This window comes from Brevundimonas sp. KH_060, assembly GCF_057838275.1.
In genome coordinates this window covers 3026089-3044343 of sequence record NZ_CM174463.1, presented here as the reverse complement: position 1 = coordinate 3044343, position 18255 = coordinate 3026089, and the positions used below count along the sequence as shown (strand labels likewise).

Here is an 18255-nt window from a genome sequence, read left to right as displayed (position 1 = left end):
GCCTCTTCCTTCTGGGCGGGTGGGGATCCTCCATCGGTTTGTAACTGCGGTCCGGCGACGTCGGGCCTGCAAAGCTGGACGACTTTTTGTATGAAACGCTTGTTCGCCTATTTCATCGTCGGAGCGATGATATTGGGGGTCCTGACGGGTTGGGGCCTCAATCATTTCCTGACGGCTGACGAGGCGTCGGCCGCGGCGTCGAACCTGAATTTGATCACCGACGTCTTCCTGCGGCTGATCAAGATGATCATCGCGCCCCTGGTGTTCACGACCCTTGTGGCGGGCATCGCCCACATGGAGGACGCCGCCTCGGTGGGGCGGATCGGGGTCAAGACCATGACCTGGTTCATCGGCGCCTCGATCGTGTCGCTGGTGCTGGGTCTGGTGATGGTCCAACTTCTGCAGCCGGGCGCGAACATGCACCTGCCTGAAGCCGTGGCGGCCGCCGCGCCGGCGGCTTCGACGGACGCCTTCTCGCTGCATGGCTTCATCACCCACCTGGTGCCGACCTCGATCTTCGACGCCATGGCCAAGAACGAAATCCTGCAGATCGTCGTCTTCTCGGTCTTCGTGGGCACGGCGGTCGCCGCCCTGGACGACAAGGCCCCGGCGGTGCTGCACCTGGTCGAACAGGCCGCCTCCATCATGCTGAAGGTGACCGAGTTCGTGATGAAGATGGCGCCCTTCGCCATCTTCGCCGCCCTGGCCTCAACCATCGCCACGCAAGGTCTGGAGATGCTGGGCACTTACGCCAAGTTCGTGCTGGGCTTCTACGGCTCCATGGGCGTGCTGTGGGGCCTGCTGTTCCTGGCCGGCGCCGTGGTGCTGGGCAAGCGGGTGATCCCGCTGTTCCAGGCCATCCGCACTCCGACCTTGCTGGCCTTCTCGACCGCCAGTTCGGAAGCGGCCTATCCGCGCATCCTTGAGGCCCTGCCCAAGGTCGGCGTGCGCCGCCGCATCGTCAGCTTCGTCCTGCCGCTGGGCTATTCGTTCAACCTGGACGGATCGATGCTCTACTGCACCTTCGGCACCATGTTCATCATGCAGGCCCACGGCGTGCAGCTCAGCGTGTCGCAGCAGATCTTCATGCTGCTGCTGCTGATGGTGACGTCCAAGGGCATCGCCGGCATCCCGCGCGCCTCCCTGGTGGTCATCATGGCCACCCTGACCTACTTCGGCCTGCCTGAGGCCTGGATCGCCATCGTTCTGGGCGTCGACCACCTGCTCGACATGGGCCGCTCGGCCACCAACGTGGTCGGCAACTCCGTCGCCGCCGCCGTGGTCGCCAAATGGGAAGGCGAACTGGACGACATCCCCGATCCCTCGGACGAGACCGGCGGGGCTGAACAGCCGGCCGTCGCCTAGTCTTCTGAGGCGCTCACATGGAAACGGCGGTCCTGCGAAGGGCCGCCGTTTTCAATTGCGCCCACCGACTTGAAGGCGACGCCCGCCGTATCCGCGTGAGGATGAGATTGGGCGTGAATGCGTCATTTGCAGCGAAGCTTAACCCTGAAATGTGAAATTCAAGTCGCAAAAAGCAATAAAGATGCGCTTCCTGTGGATATGCGTTAAGGTGTCGTTAGTGCTCAGGCGTTGCTTACGTTGAAGATGCGGCCGGCTTCGAGCGAAGCCGTGCGCCAGTCCTGGAGCGTTGGTGTTGGAACAAGCTGTGTGGGAGGCCGGCCGGGCAGGACGCCGGGCCGGAGAGGGGGCGTGGTTCGCCCCGGACAGACGATTGAACCCGGATCGCCGTCGACGGCCATGGATGGCGCCTGCCGACGATGTCGAGGGGCAGTGCAATCGCGCCCTGGCGGCCTGGATCGATCACGAGATGCGCGCACGCCTGCTGGTCACGCGGACGCTGGAGGTGGTGTGGCTGAATGAAGCCGCGCGCGCGCTTCAAGAGGACGGTGAGCTGTTCGGCGTCGAGGGAGGGCGGCTGTCCACACGATCGCGCGCCTTGCCGCGCCTGATGGCCCAGGCCCGATCAGATGAGACGCGGTGCCTGGCGGCGCCGGGGTCCGACGGGCGGACCTGGGTGATCTGGGCGCGCGAGGTGGCGTCGGCCCCAACCTGCCTGATCGGCCTGACGCTGCAGTGCGTCGGCGGCGAAGTGCGATTCCAGGCCCTGATCGAGACCCATTTGCTATCGCCGTCCGAAGGGCGGATCGTGGAGATGTTGCTGGCGGGCAATGAGACGGGCCGCATCGCCCAGATCATGGACGTCTCGCTGGAGACGGTCCGGTCTCACCTCAAGCGGGCCTATCAGAAAATGGGCGTCCGCAGCCGGGGCGAGTTGTTCGCCCAGGCCATGGCCTTCGTGGTGCCCTGAGAAGAAGGCGGCCTAGGGCGCGATCGGCGCCGTCAGGGGCGCGGGCGTCGCCGCCGCAGGCGCTTCGGCGGCCTTGTCGATCAGCAGAGGGCCCATGGCGAAGGCGGCGACGGCGGCGCCGGCCGACAGGGCCAGCACGGCCACCACGCCATAAGCGATTAGCGAGCGCGACCGGCGACGGCGAAACCCGCCCGGCCGCACGTTGCGCACCAGCACATAGGGGTGATTGCTGAAGGCTTCGGAGCCGATGATGTTGTGCTGGGACAAGAAGACGCTCCCGACTTTCCTTGAACGGAACGGCTCAGAGAGCGGTTTCTTGGGGCCAAAGGATGGCGAACGCTGATCAAACGACGACGGCCGCGCAGGAACGCGGCCGTCGAAAAACTGCTCAGCTAACGGCCTAGTTTACAGCCTGGCTAACGGCTCAGCTGGGGGAGTTTCAGCCGCCGAGCGTGACATTGACGGCCCGGCCGCCGCGGGTCTGCACCCGGCGCATCAGCACCATTACGCTGTCGTCGGCCTTGACCGGGGCGATCAGGAACCAGCTTCCGTCCGGCAGGCCGGAGAAGCGGAAGCCGCCGTCGGCGCAGGGCTCGGCCCGTTCATAGGAGCGATAGTCGGCGCCCTGTTCGCCGGCCGACCGGGCGCGCACCACGGCGGCCGGGACGGCGGCGCGATCGGCGGCGCCGTACAGGCGGTCGATGCGGGCGCGGGTGTAGCGGGTGTCGGGGATCAGGCCGATGTTGCCGGCGCACTGGAAGGCGCGGCCGTCCTGGACGAAGGCCACGCGGCCTTCGATCGAGGCCTGGCCGGCGCGGGTCGACCAGGCGAAGTCGTCGGCGTTGAAGACGGCGGGGCCGACGGCGCTGCCGCCCATCGGCGTCGTGGCGCAGGCGGAAAGCGCCAGACCGCCGATCACGAGGGCGGCCAGCCCCTTGAGGCGGGCGGGCGAGCGCGAGAAGGTGGTCATGAGGGCGGCTCCCGGTTTCAGTTCAGGCGTCGATCCGGCATGACCTTGCTGGGCGGGGCGAGTCAAGGTTGCTCGCCGTCGCGCCCTGTTCCACAAGGGGATCGTAGACCGGACGAAAGAGGCCGGCCGTAAACAAAATCAGGGACTTCATGACCGTCACCATCGACGATATCCGCGAGGCGCAAAAACGCATCGCCGGTCAGGTCGACCGCACGCCCGTCCGCTACTCCCGCCGCCTGTCGCAGCTGACCGGCGCAGAGATCTGGATCAAGTTCGACAACCTGCACTTCACCGGCAGCTTCAAGGAGCGCGGCGCCCTGAACCGGTTGCTGCAGCTGACGCCGGACGAGAAGAAGCGCGGCGTCGTCGCTGCTTCGGCGGGCAACCACGCCCAGGCCCTGGCCTATCACGGCGGCCGTCTGGGCGTGCCCGTGACCATCGTCATGCCCGAAGGCACCCCCTTCGTGAAGGTGGACGGCACGCGCGCCCACGGCGCCAACGTCGTCATCCACGGCCTCGATTTCTCCGGCTCGACCGAGGAGGCCAAGCGGCTTCAGGCCGAGCACGGCTATGTCTTCGTCTCGGCCTTCGACGACGAAGGCATCGTCGCGGGGCAGGGCGTCTGCGGCCTGGAATTTCTGGAGGACGCGCCGGACCTCGACGCCCTCATCATTCCCATCGGCGGCGGCGGCCTGATCGCGGGCAGCGCCATCGCGGCCAAGGCGATGAAGCCGGACATCAAGATCTTCGGCGTCGAGGCCGCCCGCTATCCGTCCTTCACCGCGCGGCGTCGCGGCGAACCGGCCAAGTGCAGCGGCCAGACCATCGCCGAGGGCATCGCCATCAAGGCCGTGGGCGAAATCCCCTTCGCCCTGGCCGACAGCCTGATCGACGAGGTCTTCGTCTGCGAAGAGGCCGACTTCGAAAAGGGCGTGGCGCTGCTGGCGACGCTGGAGAAGACGGTGGCCGAGGGCGCCGGCGCCGGCGGTCTGGCCGCCATTCTGGCCAACCCGGAACGCTTCAAGGGCATGAAGATCGGCGTCGAGCTGACCGGCGGCAATATCGACGCCCGCATGCTGGCCGTGGTGCTGAACCGCGAAATGGTGCGCGAGAAGCGACTGATCGTCTATCGCATCCTGGGCGACGACCGCCCCGGCATGCTGTCGGCCATGGCCGCCGTGATCGGCGGCCATGGCGGCAATATCATCGACGTGGTGCACAACCGGCTGGCGCTGGACGTGCCCGCCAAGGGCGCCGAGTTCGACATCATGGTCGAGACCCGCGACGCCCGTCATGCCGAGGAAATCGGCGCCGCCTTGAAGGACCAGGGTTATGAACTTCGCATGGGCTAAGCGCCCCTCTATCGCCGCCGTCGCAGCGACCGCCCTGCTGGCTCTGGCCGCCTGCGGCCGCCCGGCTGCGGCGCCCGAAGACCTAGCGAAGAACGCCGCAGAATCCGCCGCCTTCATGAAGCAGAACGCGACGGAAGAGGGGGTGCAGACCCTGCCGTCCGGCCTGCAGTACAAGGTCGTGGCCTCCGGTCCGGCGGGCGGCGTCCAGCCTGACCGCAATGATCTGGTCAAGGTCGATTATGAGGGCACGCTGACCGACGGCACGGTGTTCGACAGCTCGTTCAAGCGCGGCGCCCCGGCGGTCTTCTCGCCCGAGGGGGTGGTGCCCGGCTGGACCGAAGCCCTGCAGATGATGAAGCCCGGCGACGAGTGGATTCTCTTCCTGCCGCCGGAAATGGGCTACGGCGAAATGGGCGGCCCGCCGATGATCCCAGGCAACGCGGTGCTGGTGTTCCGCCTCAAGCTGCTGGACGTGGCCCCCGTGCCCGGCGGCGGCCGCGGCGTGGGCCAGGCGACAGGGTAATCTGCCTTCTCCCCTTGAGGGAGAAGGTGAGCGCCGGAGGCGCTCGGATGAGGGGTGTTGGCGCAGCGTTCAGGAATGAGAGGCGACGTCGTGGCCGAACCTTCAAGCCGCCGCGACGCCACCCCTCATCCGTCTCGCTGCGCGAGCCACCTTCTCCCTCAAGGGGAGATACATCTACAGCTGAGACAGAAACACGCCTGTCCCAAAATGGTTAACGACATCAACGACGTGCATCATTTTGGGATAAAATACAGGCAGTTAGGCTGTGAACGATCCATGGGACCAATTGGGACCACGGATGCCCACTTAGGACCACTGATGGTGGTTCCAGCGGTGGTTCAGATTCCTCTCTGACTGGCCCAGCCGTTGCGGAACTTCCTCCGTTTCCCACTACGGAGGTAATCAGTTGACTACGTCTATCCCCACCCGACTGCGGTTAACCAACCGCGTTGTCGACGACCTTGTCGGCCTGCCGCCCGAACAACGGGCACGGCGCTACTGGGACACCAGCGTTCCAGAATTGTATCTTCAGTTTAGTCGTGCTGGCACGCCTAGCTTCGTTCTTCGTTACACCAAGCTTGATGGTTCAGATGGCGACTACGCCATTGGCAAAGCCGATCGGGTGACTATCGACAGCGCTAGGGCTGTTGCCAAGGCCGCGCTCAACGACCTCGAAGCACACGATGTCGACCCCGTGGAGGCCAGGCGGCGGCTGCGCTTGGATGCTCGGGTGCCTAAGCTGACAACTTTCGGCGACATTATGGAGGACTACATTGAAAGCAAAAGCACGTTAAGACCCGGCGCGGCGGAACACGATGACGTCTATTACCTCCGCCGCTATGTCTATCCTGAGTTGGGCGCCCGCAAGTTCGAGACGATCACGGTCCAGTGCGTGCTCGACCTGCTTACCTCTATCAAGAATCAGATCGCCGCACGGAATTGTCGCAAAGGCGCAAACGGTAAAACCACAGCGAATGTGTGCCACCGAGCAATCAAACGCGTCTACCGACGTGCGGTGAACAAAGAGATTGCCAGCCGGAATCCGGGTGACTTCCCGTGCCTGTTTCCCATCCGCCGAGCGAAGCGTCGTGGCCGCCTCGATGAAGGCCGGTTCAATCTCTTCTGCGGCGTTTTGGTGCAGCGTTGCCAACAGAAGTCCTGGCGGCGGATTCCACTCGCGATCCTGCTCTATATGCTGACGTTGCAGCGTCCGATCGACATAGCGCGCGCCAAGCGAGATCATTTCGATCTCAATCGGCGTATCTGGATCATCCCGAATGATTACACCAAGACCGGATATCCGTATCACATCCCGCTTTCGGAGCAGGCGCTTCGGTTGATCCGCATCGCTATGGCGATGAGTGACAGCCAGTACCTGTTTCCGGGCGCGCAACCCGGTCGGCATCTCAATGAGCAGTCCTTGTCTGCGGCCTGGGCGCGATATCGCAACGAGATCATCGCGAGCGGCGTGCTGGATGATCGCGACATCGAACTCTACGACTGTCGACGTTACGGACGAACGCAGGTTCGTAAGAAGCTGGGCTTTGCCAATGAGGTTGCTGAGGCCGTGATCAACCATGTCGGCGAAGACCACAGTCCCTCCCAGCTCTACGACGTGGGTGAAATGTTGCCCGACATGGCGCAGGCTCATGCCGCATGGAGCGCAGAGGTCGATTGCCTGACTCACGGACGCCTTTCGGCCTTGCTGGATCGCCTTGAAGATGAGGCGGATTGATCGCCTCGTCTCCGGCTCTGCGCGCTCGCTCGCTCGCGACGATGATCGCGGGCGGGCGAGCGTGTTTTGCACGCCAAGTGCATCTTGCGGTGCGCACTATATTTCCATAATATTGGAAATATGGAATCAGAAGTTGCCATCCTTGCCCTCGCAGCCCTGGCGCAGCCGACGCGGCTGGAGACCTTCCGCTTGCTGGTCCGGCACGAGCCCGAGGGTCTGCCCGCCGGCGAGGTCGCGGATGCCCTCGCCGTGCCGGCCAACACCATGTCGGCGCATCTCGGAGTTCTGTCCCGCGCCGGTCTGATCAGTTCGGAGCGGCGCAGCCGGTCGATCATTTACCGGGCTGACCTGGACCACCTCCAGGCGCTGGTCCTGTTCCTGCTGAAGGACTGCTGCCAGGGCCGCGCCGAGCTGTGCGAGCCGCTGCTGGCCGAACTCTCGCCCTGCCGCGCCTGAGGTCATCATGGACGTCGTCATCTATCACAACCCCGCCTGCGGGACGTCGCGCAACGCCCTGGCCCTGATCCGCCACGTCGGGATCGAGCCGCATGTCATCGAGTATCTGAAGACGCCGCCCAGCCGCGCCATGATCCTGGAACTGGCAGAGCGCATGGGTGCCCCGCTGCGCAGCCTGCTGCGCGAAAAGGGCACGCCCTTCGCTGAACTGGGCCTCAATGATCCCGCCCTGACGGACGATCAACTTCTGGACGCCGTCGAAGCCCATCCGGTTCTGCTAAATCGCCCCATCGTCGTGTCGCCGCTGGGCGTGAACCTGTGTCGGCCGTCTGAAGCGGTTCTCGATCTTCTGCCATCCGAAGGTCTGAAACCCTTCACCAAGGAGGACGGGGAAGTCGTTGTCGACGCCGAGGGTCGGAGGGTCCGCTGATGGTCAATGCCGTGATTACTGAACAGCCGCAGCGCCGCCTGTCCTTCCTGGACCGCTGGCTAACATTGTGGATTTTCGCGGCAATGGCGCTGGGCGTGCTGCTGGCCACGCTTGTGCCGGGCCTTCCCAGTTGGATCGACGGCCTGTCGGTCGGCACGACCAACATCCCCATCGCGATCGGCCTGATCCTGATGATGTATCCGCCGTTGGCGCGGGTGAAATACGAGGAACTGCCGCGCGTCTTCGCCGACAAGCGCGTGCTGCTCCTGTCCCTGTTCCAAAACTGGGTGCTGGGGCCGGTGCTAATGTTCGCCCTCGCGGTCATCTTCCTGCGTGATCAGCCGGAATACATGACCGGCGTCATCCTGATCGGCCTGGCCCGCTGCATCGCCATGGTGCTAGTCTGGAACCAGTTGGCGCGCGGCGACAACCAGTATGTGGCGGGCCTGGTCGCCTTCAACTCGATCTTCCAGATCGCCTTCTTCAGCCTCTACGCCTGGCTGTTCCTGACCGTGCTGCCGCCCCTGTTCGGGCTGGAGAGCAGCGTAATCGACGTCAGCGTCTGGACCATCGCCGGCGCCGTCCTGGTCTATCTGGGCCTGCCCTTCCTCGGCGGCTTCCTGACCCGGCGGACCCTTGTCGCGAGGAAGGGGAACGACTGGTACGAGACGCGCTTCCTGCCGCGCATCGCTCCGATCACCCTGATCGCCCTGCTGTTCACCATCGTCGCCATGTTCAGCCTGAAGGGCGGCGAAGTGGTCGCCCTGCCGCTGGACGCCCTGCGCATCGCCGTCCCCCTGACGATCTACTTCTTCGTCATGTTCGTGGTCAGCTTCCTGATGGGGCGCCTGATCGAGGCGGACTATCCGCGCACCACGGCCCTGGCCTTCACCGCCGCCTCCAACAATTTCGAACTGGCCATCGCCGTCGCCATCGCCGCCTTCGGGCTGGCCTCGCCGGTCGCCTTCGCCGCCGTCATCGGCCCCTTGGTCGAGGTGCCGGTGCTGATCCTGCTGGTCTCGGTCGCCCTGTGGCTGGGCCGCCGCTACTTCCCCGCGACAGCCCCGAAGAAGGACGCATGCTGATGGCCTTCAACGTCCTGGCATTGCCCGAGCCCACCCCTGACCTGATCGCTGCGCTCAAAGCCGCCGACCTGCCGACGGACGACCTCCAACAACCCGGCCGTCATTTCTACCGCTTCGAGGACGATGCCGGACTGATCGGCTACGGCGGACTAGAGCAGATCGGCCACGACGCCCTGATCCGCTCCATGGTCGTCGTCGATGCCCGTCGCGGCGGTGGTCTGGGCGCGGAAGTCCTCTCATGGCTGGAAGCCAGCGCGGCCGAGCAGAAGGCGACCGCCCTCTACCTGCTCACGACCACGGCGACCGCCTTCTTCCAGCGACAGGGCTACGTCGTCCTGCCGCGTTCGGCTGCGCCGGCCGCCATCGCCGCCTCCCGGCAGTTCAGCACTCTGTGCCCGGCCTCGGCGGCTTTCATGTTCAAGGAGTTGCGTACCCAATGACCCGTCTTCGCGTCCTGCCCGATCCCGACCACCTGCCCGCGCTCGACCCGGCTTACCTGTCCAGCCAGCCCGCGCTGGGCCTCGGCCCGAACGATCATCCGCCGCGCATCCTGCTGCTCTACGGTTCGCTGCGGGATCGGTCCTTTTCCCGCCTGTGCGTCGAAGAGGCCGCGCGCCTTCTGCGCTTCATGGGCTGCGAGACGCGCATCTTCGATCCATCCGACCTGCCGTTGACCGATCAGGTCGACTACGACGATCATCCCGCCGTCCACGAACTGCGCGAACACGCCCTGTGGTCGGAGGGCATGGTCTGGAGCAGTCCCGAGCGCCACGGCCAGATTTCCGGGATCATGAAGCTCCAGATCGACCACTTGCCGCTCAGTATGGGCGGCATGCGCCCGACCCAGGGCCGTACCCTGGCCGTCATGCAGGTCTCAGGCGGCTCGCAGAGTTTCAATGCAGTCAACACCCTGCGCCTCCTGGGCCGCTGGATGCGGATGATCACCATCCCCAACCAATCCAGCGTGGCCAAGGCCTTCATGGAGTTCGACGACGACGGCCGCATGAAGCCGTCCAGCTATTATGACCGCATCGTCGATGTGATGGAGGAACTGGTGCGCTTCACCGTCCTGACGCGCGCCCATGCTGGCCAGTTGGTGGATCGCTATTCCGAACGGAAATCCTCAGGCGTGCCGATCGATGCGGCCAATGATCTGTCCGCCATCGCGATCAGGTCGGCTTAGCGCTTCAGTTTAATCCGCATGTCGAACTGTCTGACGAGGCGAGTTTTGGAAGGCGATGATCTGCGAAAGAAGCCATGATGCCACCGCTGTGGTTACAGGCCCCCAGGAGATTGGCTATGTCCAGATGACGTCCGACGGCCCTGGTGAACTTCGCCCCCCGCATCTGAGTTATGGGGCCCTCTTCATGCAGTTTCTGCGCTTCGGCACCCTGGCGTTCGGCGGTCCCGTCGCCCAGATCGCCATGATCCGACACAGGCTGATCGACGAAGGTCGATGGATGTCGAGCGAGCGCTTCAATCGGCTGCTCGCCGTCCTTCAGATTCTACCTGGCCCGGAGGCGCATGAACTCTGCGTCCACCTGGGCATGAGGGCCCGAGGCCGGATCGGCGGCGTCCTCGCCGGGCTCGGCTTCATGCTGCCCGGCCTCGTGCTGATGCTGGGGCTGGCCTGGCTCTACTTCTCGATCGGCGTGAAGTCGGGCTGGATGACCAGCGCCTTCATCGGCGTTCAGATCGCTGTTTTGGCCGTGATCGTGCGAGCCGCCCACCGGATCGGCCGGCACGTCATGGTCGACCGCAGCCTCTGGTTCATCGGCACCGCCAGTTGCGCGGCCTCGCTGCTGGGCGTGAGTTTCTGGCTGATCCTGCCGGCCGCCGGCGCAGCCTACGCCCTTGCCCAAAGGGGCCGTCGTCTTGAAGCGGCCGTGCTCTTCCTCATAGCGCTCTCGGCCGGTCTGGCGGTGCGCTACTGGCTCAACGACCACGGAGCGCCCCCTGTCACGGCGGCGGCCCTCGCGCCGATGAGCGTGTCCGTCGCCGCTCTATTTTTCACCGGCCTCAAGGCGGGTCTTCTGACCTTCGGCGGCGCCTACACCGCCATCCCCGTCATGCGCGCTGACGCCGCAAGAGGCGGCTGGATCAGCGACGGCCAGTTCTTGGACGGCGTCGCCCTGGCCCAGGTGATCCCTGCGCCCCTCATCATCTTCGGCACCTTCGTCGGCTATGCCGGCGGCGGGTTTCCAGGCGCTATGGCGCTGACGGCCGGCATCTTCCTTCCGGCCTTCAGCTTCTCCCTCATCTTCTATGATCGGCTGGAGTTGGTCCTCGAGAACAGGTCGCTGCACGCCCTGCTGGACGGCGTCGCCGCCGCCGTCGTCGGCCTGATCGTCGCCACCGTCCTTCAACTGGGGGCCTCTCTGGTCGGCACTGTTCCGTATTGGCCGCTGGCCCTGGCGATCTTCGGCGCCGCCCTAGTCGCCGCCTACCGCTGGCGGGCGCAACTGGCGATACCTATCACCTTGGTCGCGGCCGGTCTGGCGGGAGCCCTCGCCTTCTGAGGGGATTGCCATTCAACCGGCCGCTGACCGATCTCCCTAACCGCAACAGCCCTTGCGATCCTCCTGGATCGGCGGACACGGCACGTCGGCGTAGGAGCAGAAGACGCAACAATCGCCGGGCAAGGGCTTCAGTTTCACGCCGCAACCGAGGCAGTCGTAGAACCAGATGCAGGCGTCGGTGGGCATGGTCTCGGTCGCGACATGACCGCAATGCGGACAGGTCAGCGTGGATTGGAGCAGGATCGACGCGCTCATTTAACGGCGGCCAATTGGGGCAGAAGCCAAGGCTCGACATAGGGCTCCCAGGCCAGGGAAAGCACGATCAGCAGCGTGGCGATGACAAGCAGCCAGAAGGCCAGCCGCGAAGGTCGGCCGCAGGCCGCATCGCGTCGGCACATCCGGGAGCGGCGCCAGTGCAGCAGCCAGCCGGCGGCAAGAACCAGGGCGGCGATCGGAGTCAGCCAATGACGCGCTCCAGCGAGCACAGTAACGCCCGCGAATGACACCCCGGCGACCGACAGCGCCAACGGCAGGACGCAGCAGGCCGCCCATGCCAGAAGGGAAGCGAACCCGCCGACCGCCGCTGAGGCGCTGACGGTGACTTCGGGAATATGGGGACGGTTTTGATCGGTCGTCATGGGCTATCCTGTCTGACTTCTGATACAGCCTACAACCCGTAGCCACTACGGGATCAAGAGCGTGTCCAGACAGGGTTTAACCATCGGCCGCCTGGCCCTCAGCACCGGGGTGAACCTGGAGACCGTGCGCTATTATGAACGCATCGGGTTGATGCCTGCGCCTGCCAGAACTCAGGGCGGCCATCGGTGCTACGAGCCCGAGCACGCCCAGCGGCTGAGATTTATCCGCCGATCTCGCGAACTCGGGTTCGGCATTGACGCTATCCGTCGCCTGATCGCGTTGAGCGAACCGACGCTCCAATCTTGCAGCGAGGTGCGGGACATGGCTCAGGATCACCTTGTCAGCATCGAAGCCAAGATCGCCGACCTGCAACGCCTTCAGGCCCTGTTGAAGCAGACGGTCGCTGACTGCGGCGACGGAGGACAAATTCGCTGTCCTGTCATTGAGGAACTGGGCTCAACCCCCCCCGCTTAGACGGACCGAGGACCTAGCGCCTCGATAATCAGGCAGTCCGAGATCGTGCCCTGGCGGCACTGGGACAGCAGGGCGCCCAGCTCACGACGCAGGGCCTCCAGGTCGGCGATCTTGCGCTCGACCTCGACCAGGTGGGCGCGCGTCAGTTCATCGACCGTGGCGCAGGATTGGTCGCGCCGATCCGACAGGTTCAGCAGGTCGCGCACCTGTTCGATGGAGAAGCCCAGATCGCGGGCGCGTCGGATGAAGGAGAGGCGGTTCAACTCCGCCTCGCCGTAGGCGCGGTAGTTGCCCTCTGTGCGGGCGGGCGCGGCCAGCAGGCCGATCCGCTCATAGTAGCGGATCGTCTCGACCTTGGTGTCGGTCCGCCGCCCCAGTTCGCCGATGCTCAGCGCCATTACGGCCCCTCCGTTTCCCGCCTCAGTGTCCGCCGCCGAACCTTAGACGCGCGCCGCCATTGACGGTGAAGCCGTCGGTCGGGCCCCAGGCGTCGACCGTCCAGCGGCCGTCAGCGGCACGTTGCGGCAGCAGCAGGGGATCATGCCGCGTCTGGCGCACGTTCAACAGGTTCTCGGCGTTCAGGAACAGGCTGACCCGTCCGAAGATGACCTCGCCCAGCAGGCCGACCTCGACATAGGACGGGCTTTCGCTGCGATAGGGGCTGTCCTCCAGCGTCTGCTTGCCGGTGTAGTAGATTTCCAGCCCCAAGCGGCCCCGGTCGTGCTCCTCCCACATGGCGACCAGGCCCGCCGTGTGACGCGGGGTCACGGGCGTGTCGCGGCGGGCGAAACCGTTGTCGTCCGGCTCGGTCGCATCGACGAAGACATAGCTGCCGGTCAGGGTGAACGGCGCTTGGCGATAGCGCAGCAGGGCCTCGGCCCCGCGCGTCCGGGTCACGCTCTCGACATTGATCAGGCGCACGCGGTCCATGCCATCGTTTACCGCCCGAATGGCGTCGTCCAGATCGGAGCCGAACAGGGTCAGGTTGGCCTCGATCCGCCCCCGCCGATAGCCGACGTCCAGGGAGGCGGTGCGGGCGACTTCTTCCTTCAGCCCGTCTAGCGGTTCCAGCCGCGACAGGCCGGTCGCCTCGGTAACATCGACGAAGGGCGTTGGCGCGAAGAAGCCTTGCCCCACCGAGGCGCGGACGGTCCAGGGACCGGGCCGGTACAGCATCGACAGGCGCGGGCTGAACTGGCCGCCGTATTCGCTGTGTTGATCGAAGCGCGCGCTGCCCGCCAGGGTCAGGTCGGGCGTCAACTCGTGCTCGACCTGCGCGAAGACGCCGGGGACCGTGTAGGTGTAGTCGAAGCCGGAAAAGGTCTCAGAGCGATAGGCGTCGACCTGAACCGCCGCGCCGGCCAGCCAGGTCGTGGCGCCGACCTCGGACCCCAGCGACGTTTCCAAGAAGCCGGTGTCGTGGCGGTCCTGCTCGAACACATCGCCGAACTGATGGTCGTGGGCCTGGGTCATGGCCGAGGCGCGGATGTGGGCCGTGCCCCAGGCGACAGGTAGGCGAGCCACCAGGCCCGCATCGAAGCGGTCGGTGTCCTGGGCCTGGACGAAGGGACGGCCGTCGGGCGCGGTGCGGCCCGGCTCGGTCCCGCCGCTGCGGGTCTCGGTCATGGCGCCGACGGTGACGAAGGCATCACCGCCATTGTCGCCTTCCCAGAACAGGCGCGGGCGCACGGACCAGCGCTCATAAGCGGCGATGTCGCTCCAACCGTCGCCATCCAGGTCCTGACGGCTCTGGCGATTATAGCCGCCGACAATCGACTGCCCCCACGCCCCTTTGAACGGCGCCGAGGCGTAAGCCGTCAGGTCCTGCCCGTCGCGGCTGGTGATGTTAGCCAGAACCTCGGCCTCGACCTCATCGCCCGGTCGACGCGACACCAGGTTGATGACCCCGCCCAGGGCCGACGGGCCATACAGCGCCGACGCCGCGCCCTTGATGACCTCAACCTGACCCAGGTCGGTCGGCGGAATCTGAAGCACGCCTAGGGATGACGCTTGACCGCCGTACAGGGGCAGACCGTCGGCCAGAAGCTGGGTGTAGCGGCCGCTCATGCCCTGCATACGGATATTGGCCGCGCCGAGCGCGGGCGACGTGACCTGAACCCGCACGCCGCCGGTCTCATTGACCAGCATGGCGATGTTGCCGGGCGTCATCAGCAGCTTTTCCTCGATCTCCTCGCGGCCGATGACCTCGACGCGGATCGGTTCGTCCTGAATGCGGCGGCCCGAGCGGGTCGCCTGGACGATGATGTCTTCGACCTCGGTCGCCTCGTCATGCCCGTGCTCCTGCTCGTCATCATGGTGTTCAGCGTCCTGCGCGAAGGCTGAGGGAGCCGACAGACTGACAGCCAGGGTGGCGGCGACTGCCGCCAAAACCGCGCGGCGGCCATTGCGAAGCGAAATGAAAGAAGAGGACACCAAGGCTCCAGTAATCTCGGAAAAACAGGAAGGCGCTGTCGGGTCAGGCGACCGGCTTGTGACGCGATTCGACTTTGAACGGGGCTGGCGCAGGGGCCGCCTTGACGGTCTTCAACTCAGCACGGGCGTGGCGGGCCACCTGCCAACCGCCCTGTAGCGCCAGTCCAGCCATGACCGCGGCGACCAGCAGGTCGGGCCAGCGCGACCCCGTGCCGAACACGCCCAGCGCCGCCAGCATGACCGCCAGATTGCCGATGGCGTCGTTGCGCGAGCAAATCCAGACAGACCGCATATTGGCGTCGCCCTTTCGGAACCCGAACAGCATGACGGCGGTCACCACGTTGGCGATCAGTGCCGCCAATCCAATCACACCCATTACCTGCGCCTCAGGCGTCTCGCCGCGCCAGACACCGACCAATGTGATGACGGCCACCCAGCCGCCGAAGACCAGCATGGTCGCGCCCTTCAGCAGCGCCGCGCGCGCCCGCCAGACCAGAGCCAGAGCCACGACGCCCAGGCTGATGCCGTAGTTGGCGGCGTCGCCCAGGAAATCGAGCGAATCTGCCTGAAGCGACGCCGACCCCGACAACAGCCCGGCGACGCCCTCGACCGCGAACATGCCGGCATTGATCGCCAGCGCCAGCCACAGCGCCAAACGCCATCGACCTGCCGGGGGCCGCTCATCCGCACAAAGATCGTCGCCGCAGCAGTTCGCCATAAAGGTATGTTGCACCCTGTAGTAGCTAGAGGGTCAAGCGGGACTGCCGTCCAAACGCGACCTTCGGTCGACGTATCCTGCGATGGACCTGGCCGATGTTTAGCGCGGGTTGGCGGGCGTGGACTGAGAAGCGCGCTGCGGGGCGGGTGGTGCCGCTGCCGCTGCCGGTGCCGGTGTCGGTGTCGGTGTCGGTGTCGGTGTCGGGCTCACCATAGGCGCGAAGGCCTGCGCTTCAGACAGTTTGGACGCTGAATGTGATGCCGTCGTTGGCGATGTGAGAGAAGCTGGGCAGCGGCCAGGCGTCTCTGTCACCCTGAAATAGGCTGCGGTGGCGAAGATAGCCCCTGCGATCGCAATGCCAGCGACGAACACCAGTACTGCGTAGTGCCACCGAATGCGGCGCTTGAGCCCCGCGAAAACACCGGAGAAGCGCTCGCTGATCGCAGCGTAGTCAGTGTTCAGCCGCTCTCCCTGGGAATCGATATCCTCACCGATAGCAGCCAGCGTTAGCCACTGGTTGACGATCGCTACCGCTAGCAGGACGACGAAAATCCAGACGCCCCCGAGCAGCGCGCGGTTGGTCCAGGCCTCCAGATCGCAGCCCGTCGATGCCTTAAGCTGGGAAGCCACGACCACCGTGGCGATTGGAATGCCGAGCAGTTGCCCCTGGATGTCGATCAACGTCTTGTGGATTTTGGAGACGTACTCGACCTTTGCCGCTTCGATCTCGCCCCGAATTCGAGCGTAGGAGAAGCTTGAAGCAAAGAGGCTGTAGCCGTTCTTCACCGCATCGTTGAGCGCTTCGGCGTTGTCGAGAAGGTAGGTAAAACGGTCGGCCAGCGGCTGCGGCTCTGCCGTCGTGATGAGCGTTTCAGCGAGGATCGCCCGCTTCTGATCCCTGTGAACGTCGTCAGTAAAGTGGGCCAGCAAGGCGTCGATCGCCGGCACCGATACCCGCGCCAGCGCCGACGCATCGTAGTGGACAGGTATGACCACCTTTCGGTCCCTGAAGAAGACCAGTTCCTGCTTCAGCGGGTCGACGTAGGCCGCGCACTCTGACACCAGAGCCACAAAGGCCAGAACCTTTCGATACGCTGCAATCCTCGACGGCACAGGAACCGTCGTATGATCGACCGCGCCGTCGATGATGTAGTATCGAGCGGGTTCATGAAGGCGCGCTTCACGCGCCCGGAGAAGGTCGTCAAGGGTCCGCACAAGCAACCCTGTGCCTATGCGAGGCGCTCCAGCACGCACCGGAACCACGTCGCCAACACCAGGCAGTTCATCGACCAGCACCGCTAGGTTAGCGTCGTCGGCCGCAACAGCATCCTGCTCGAGCAGTTGAAGGTTGGCGAGAATTTCTGCCGTTGCGATCGTCAGATCGCCCTCCACTCCATCCGCATCAAACGCGATGTTGCGGTAGACGTCGACGAGCTGATCGAACCGCAGGTTAGGCATCGACGTTGAACTCCCCCCGAAGCTGGGCGGCGAGTTCGTCCGGAAGACCTACGAGGGTCAGGCTGTTCTCGGCGGCGTCATACCGCACCTTGTTGCTTGTCAGAGCCTCGCGATCAAATTCGACTGACCACAGAGCGGTCTTGCCGCGAAATCGGACCAAGCCATTCAGTGCCCGTCCGTCGGGGACGAACCGGTCATTCAACTGACGATCCGGATCGACCAGGACGTCGAGTAGGACGCGCGGCGAATTCGGCATCAACTCATTCGCCAGGGCCTCAAACTCAAGTTCGGATCGACTCCTCGCCGAGCGGCTGCAGATCGTCTTGGCACGGTTCAGGAAGTCATCCTTCGCCTCACCGACAAGGCCCTGATCTATGGCGAATGCCTTCAGCGTGCGCACAAGGTCTGTGGTGTCCTGGCGATCTTGAACTGTGGTGTCGCAGCCAAGGAAGGCTTTAAAATACTCCGAAACGGCTCCCTTCCCCTTGAGGAAGCCGATGTACCGTTCGTCCTTGGCAGCCCATCCTTCGAGATTGACCCGGCCGGCGAAACGGAACCCGTCTACGTCGAGGTGATGCACGTCGGCGACGTCGTAGGTGTTGGTAAGGGCCGCGCCGAGTTTGTCATTGACGATAACGACCAGCAGATAATTTCGGCCATCTCGCGTGAAATGGGCGAAGAAGACATGCCCTCCCTGGGCGGCGTTCCTCAACCCAGCCTGGTGCTTCAACGTCTCCATCAGGCTGCCGGTCAGTTCGGCGAAGTCTTTGTAGCCGCCGTCGGCATAAGCACGAACATGCGCCTCCGTCGGCGCCGCGTCGGCGGCCGTCGAGAACTTGCCGTGCGATTTAGACGCGCGTCGGCTGTAGAGTTCGTACAGATCGTCGATCACGCGCTGCGCCGTCGTTGTCACAGTGAGCGCGCCATTGCCCATCTGCACACGAAAGCCGTCTTCACCCTTGACGAGATCATGGATGGCGGCGTGAATTATCGTGTTGGCCATCGATTGGTCCCCTCGCATCGAGGCCGCTCAGGGCCTCCCCCCGGCGAGCAACCTACAACACCCCATCCTGAATGCTACGGTTGACTCGTTGAACGAGTCCTTCGCAGCACATGGGTGCGCACGGGGAT

General features: G+C 64.8%; 21 protein-coding genes. 12 read left to right on the top strand and 9 right to left on the bottom strand.

The genetic code is table 11. The features are described 5' to 3' along the window. Positions 1 to 90: 90 nt before the first annotated feature. Positions 91 to 1365 (top strand): dicarboxylate/amino acid:cation symporter, encoded by a 1275-nt coding sequence (locus AC3IPP_RS15035; RefSeq protein WP_489149543.1) that lies wholly within the window; start codon positions 91 to 93, stop codon positions 1363 to 1365. Positions 1366 to 1765: 400 nt separating this feature from the next. Continuing rightward, entirely contained in the window at positions 1766 to 2332 is a 567-nt protein-coding gene (locus tag AC3IPP_RS15030; protein WP_087139031.1) for a helix-turn-helix transcriptional regulator, read from the top strand. A 12-nt stretch (positions 2333 to 2344) separates the two neighbouring features. Here the strand turns inward: AC3IPP_RS15030 and AC3IPP_RS15025 are convergent, their stop codons facing one another. Both AC3IPP_RS15025 and AC3IPP_RS15020 read right to left on the bottom strand, forming a co-directional pair. Beyond that, a complete protein-coding gene (locus AC3IPP_RS15025) occupies positions 2345 to 2599 on the bottom strand; it encodes a hypothetical protein (RefSeq protein WP_489149542.1) in 255 nt (84 codons plus the stop codon). 172 nt (positions 2600 to 2771) lie between these two features. Continuing rightward, on the bottom strand, positions 2772 to 3302 hold the full coding sequence (locus AC3IPP_RS15020; protein WP_087139029.1) for a hypothetical protein: 531 nt from the start codon (positions 3300 to 3302) through the stop codon (positions 2772 to 2774). Between the two features lie 149 nt (positions 3303 to 3451). Between AC3IPP_RS15020 and AC3IPP_RS15015 the strand changes: the two genes are divergently transcribed. From AC3IPP_RS15015 to chrA, 9 genes are all read left to right on the top strand, one after another. After that, positions 3452 to 4654 (top strand): threonine ammonia-lyase, encoded by a 1203-nt coding sequence (locus tag AC3IPP_RS15015; RefSeq protein ID WP_489149541.1) that lies wholly within the window; start codon positions 3452 to 3454, stop codon positions 4652 to 4654. Further along, positions 4635 to 5177 carry an FKBP-type peptidyl-prolyl cis-trans isomerase gene (locus AC3IPP_RS15010; RefSeq protein ID WP_489149540.1) on the top strand — a complete coding sequence of 181 codons (543 nt, stop codon included), beginning with the start codon at positions 4635 to 4637 and terminating at the stop codon, positions 5175 to 5177. The genes AC3IPP_RS15015 and AC3IPP_RS15010 overlap by 20 nt, the downstream gene beginning before the upstream one ends. A 406-nt stretch (positions 5178 to 5583) precedes the next feature. After that, a complete protein-coding gene (locus AC3IPP_RS15005; RefSeq protein WP_303682714.1) occupies positions 5584 to 6912 on the top strand; it encodes a tyrosine-type recombinase/integrase in 1329 nt (442 codons plus the stop codon). 120 nt (positions 6913 to 7032) lie between these two features. After that, a complete protein-coding gene (locus tag AC3IPP_RS15000) occupies positions 7033 to 7368 on the top strand; it encodes an ArsR/SmtB family transcription factor (RefSeq protein ID WP_303682713.1) in 336 nt (111 codons plus the stop codon). A 7-nt stretch (positions 7369 to 7375) separates the two neighbouring features. Next, entirely contained in the window at positions 7376 to 7798 is a 423-nt protein-coding gene (gene arsC, locus AC3IPP_RS14995) for an arsenate reductase (glutaredoxin) (protein WP_303682712.1), read from the top strand. Next, a complete protein-coding gene (gene arsB, locus AC3IPP_RS14990; protein ID WP_303682711.1) occupies positions 7798 to 8883 on the top strand; it encodes an ACR3 family arsenite efflux transporter in 1086 nt (361 codons plus the stop codon). Before arsC ends, arsB begins: the two co-directional genes overlap by 1 nt. Further along, on the top strand, positions 8877 to 9323 hold the full coding sequence (gene arsN2 / locus AC3IPP_RS14985) for an arsenic resistance N-acetyltransferase ArsN2 (RefSeq protein WP_312054155.1): 447 nt from the start codon (positions 8877 to 8879) through the stop codon (positions 9321 to 9323). The genes arsB and arsN2 overlap by 7 nt, the downstream gene beginning before the upstream one ends. Next, the gene (gene arsH / locus AC3IPP_RS14980) at positions 9320 to 10066 is read left to right on the top strand and encodes an arsenical resistance protein ArsH (RefSeq protein ID WP_489149539.1); all 747 of its coding nucleotides are present in this window, start codon (positions 9320 to 9322) and stop codon (positions 10064 to 10066) included. The genes arsN2 and arsH overlap by 4 nt, the downstream gene beginning before the upstream one ends. A 184-nt stretch (positions 10067 to 10250) precedes the next feature. Next, positions 10251 to 11402, top strand: coding sequence for a chromate efflux transporter (chrA, locus tag AC3IPP_RS14975; protein ID WP_303682708.1), 1152 nt, complete (start codon positions 10251 to 10253; stop codon positions 11400 to 11402). 36 nt (positions 11403 to 11438) lie between these two features. Here chrA and AC3IPP_RS14970 read toward each other — a convergent pair whose 3' ends face one another. After that, on the bottom strand, positions 11439 to 11657 hold the full coding sequence (locus AC3IPP_RS14970) for a GDCCVxC domain-containing (seleno)protein (RefSeq protein WP_303682707.1): 219 nt from the start codon (positions 11655 to 11657) through the stop codon (positions 11439 to 11441). Continuing rightward, positions 11654 to 12040: an MFS transporter permease gene (locus tag AC3IPP_RS14965; protein ID WP_303682706.1), complete on the bottom strand. Its 387-nt coding sequence runs from the start codon at positions 12038 to 12040 to the stop codon at positions 11654 to 11656. The genes AC3IPP_RS14970 and AC3IPP_RS14965 overlap by 4 nt, the downstream gene beginning before the upstream one ends. A gap of 61 nt (positions 12041 to 12101) precedes the next feature. On the opposite strand from AC3IPP_RS14965, the gene AC3IPP_RS14960 reads away from it, so the two are divergent. Then, on the top strand, positions 12102 to 12515 hold the full coding sequence (locus tag AC3IPP_RS14960; RefSeq protein WP_489149538.1) for a MerR family transcriptional regulator: 414 nt from the start codon (positions 12102 to 12104) through the stop codon (positions 12513 to 12515). On the opposite strand, the gene AC3IPP_RS14955 is transcribed toward AC3IPP_RS14960, so the two are convergent. The 5 genes from AC3IPP_RS14955 to AC3IPP_RS14935 form a co-directional block, all read right to left on the bottom strand. Next, positions 12512 to 12913, bottom strand: a complete 402-nt coding sequence (locus tag AC3IPP_RS14955) for a MerR family transcriptional regulator (RefSeq protein WP_303682705.1) — start codon at positions 12911 to 12913, stop codon at positions 12512 to 12514. The genes AC3IPP_RS14960 and AC3IPP_RS14955 overlap by 4 nt on opposite strands. 22 nt (positions 12914 to 12935) lie before the next feature. Next, on the bottom strand, positions 12936 to 14948 hold the full coding sequence (locus tag AC3IPP_RS14950; RefSeq protein ID WP_489149537.1) for a TonB-dependent receptor plug domain-containing protein: 2013 nt from the start codon (positions 14946 to 14948) through the stop codon (positions 12936 to 12938). A 43-nt stretch (positions 14949 to 14991) separates the two neighbouring features. Next, positions 14992 to 15603 carry a cation efflux transmembrane domain-containing protein gene (locus AC3IPP_RS14945; RefSeq protein ID WP_303682703.1) on the bottom strand — a complete coding sequence of 204 codons (612 nt, stop codon included), beginning with the start codon at positions 15601 to 15603 and terminating at the stop codon, positions 14992 to 14994. A gap of 162 nt (positions 15604 to 15765) precedes the next feature. Beyond that, positions 15766 to 17124: a hypothetical protein gene (locus tag AC3IPP_RS14940; protein WP_312054165.1), complete on the bottom strand. Its 1359-nt coding sequence runs from the start codon at positions 17122 to 17124 to the stop codon at positions 15766 to 15768. Then, positions 17117 to 18127, bottom strand: coding sequence for a nucleoid-associated protein (locus tag AC3IPP_RS14935; RefSeq protein ID WP_303682701.1), 1011 nt, complete (start codon positions 18125 to 18127; stop codon positions 17117 to 17119). Before AC3IPP_RS14935 ends, AC3IPP_RS14940 begins: the two co-directional genes overlap by 8 nt. Positions 18128 to 18255: the final 128 nt, after the last annotated feature.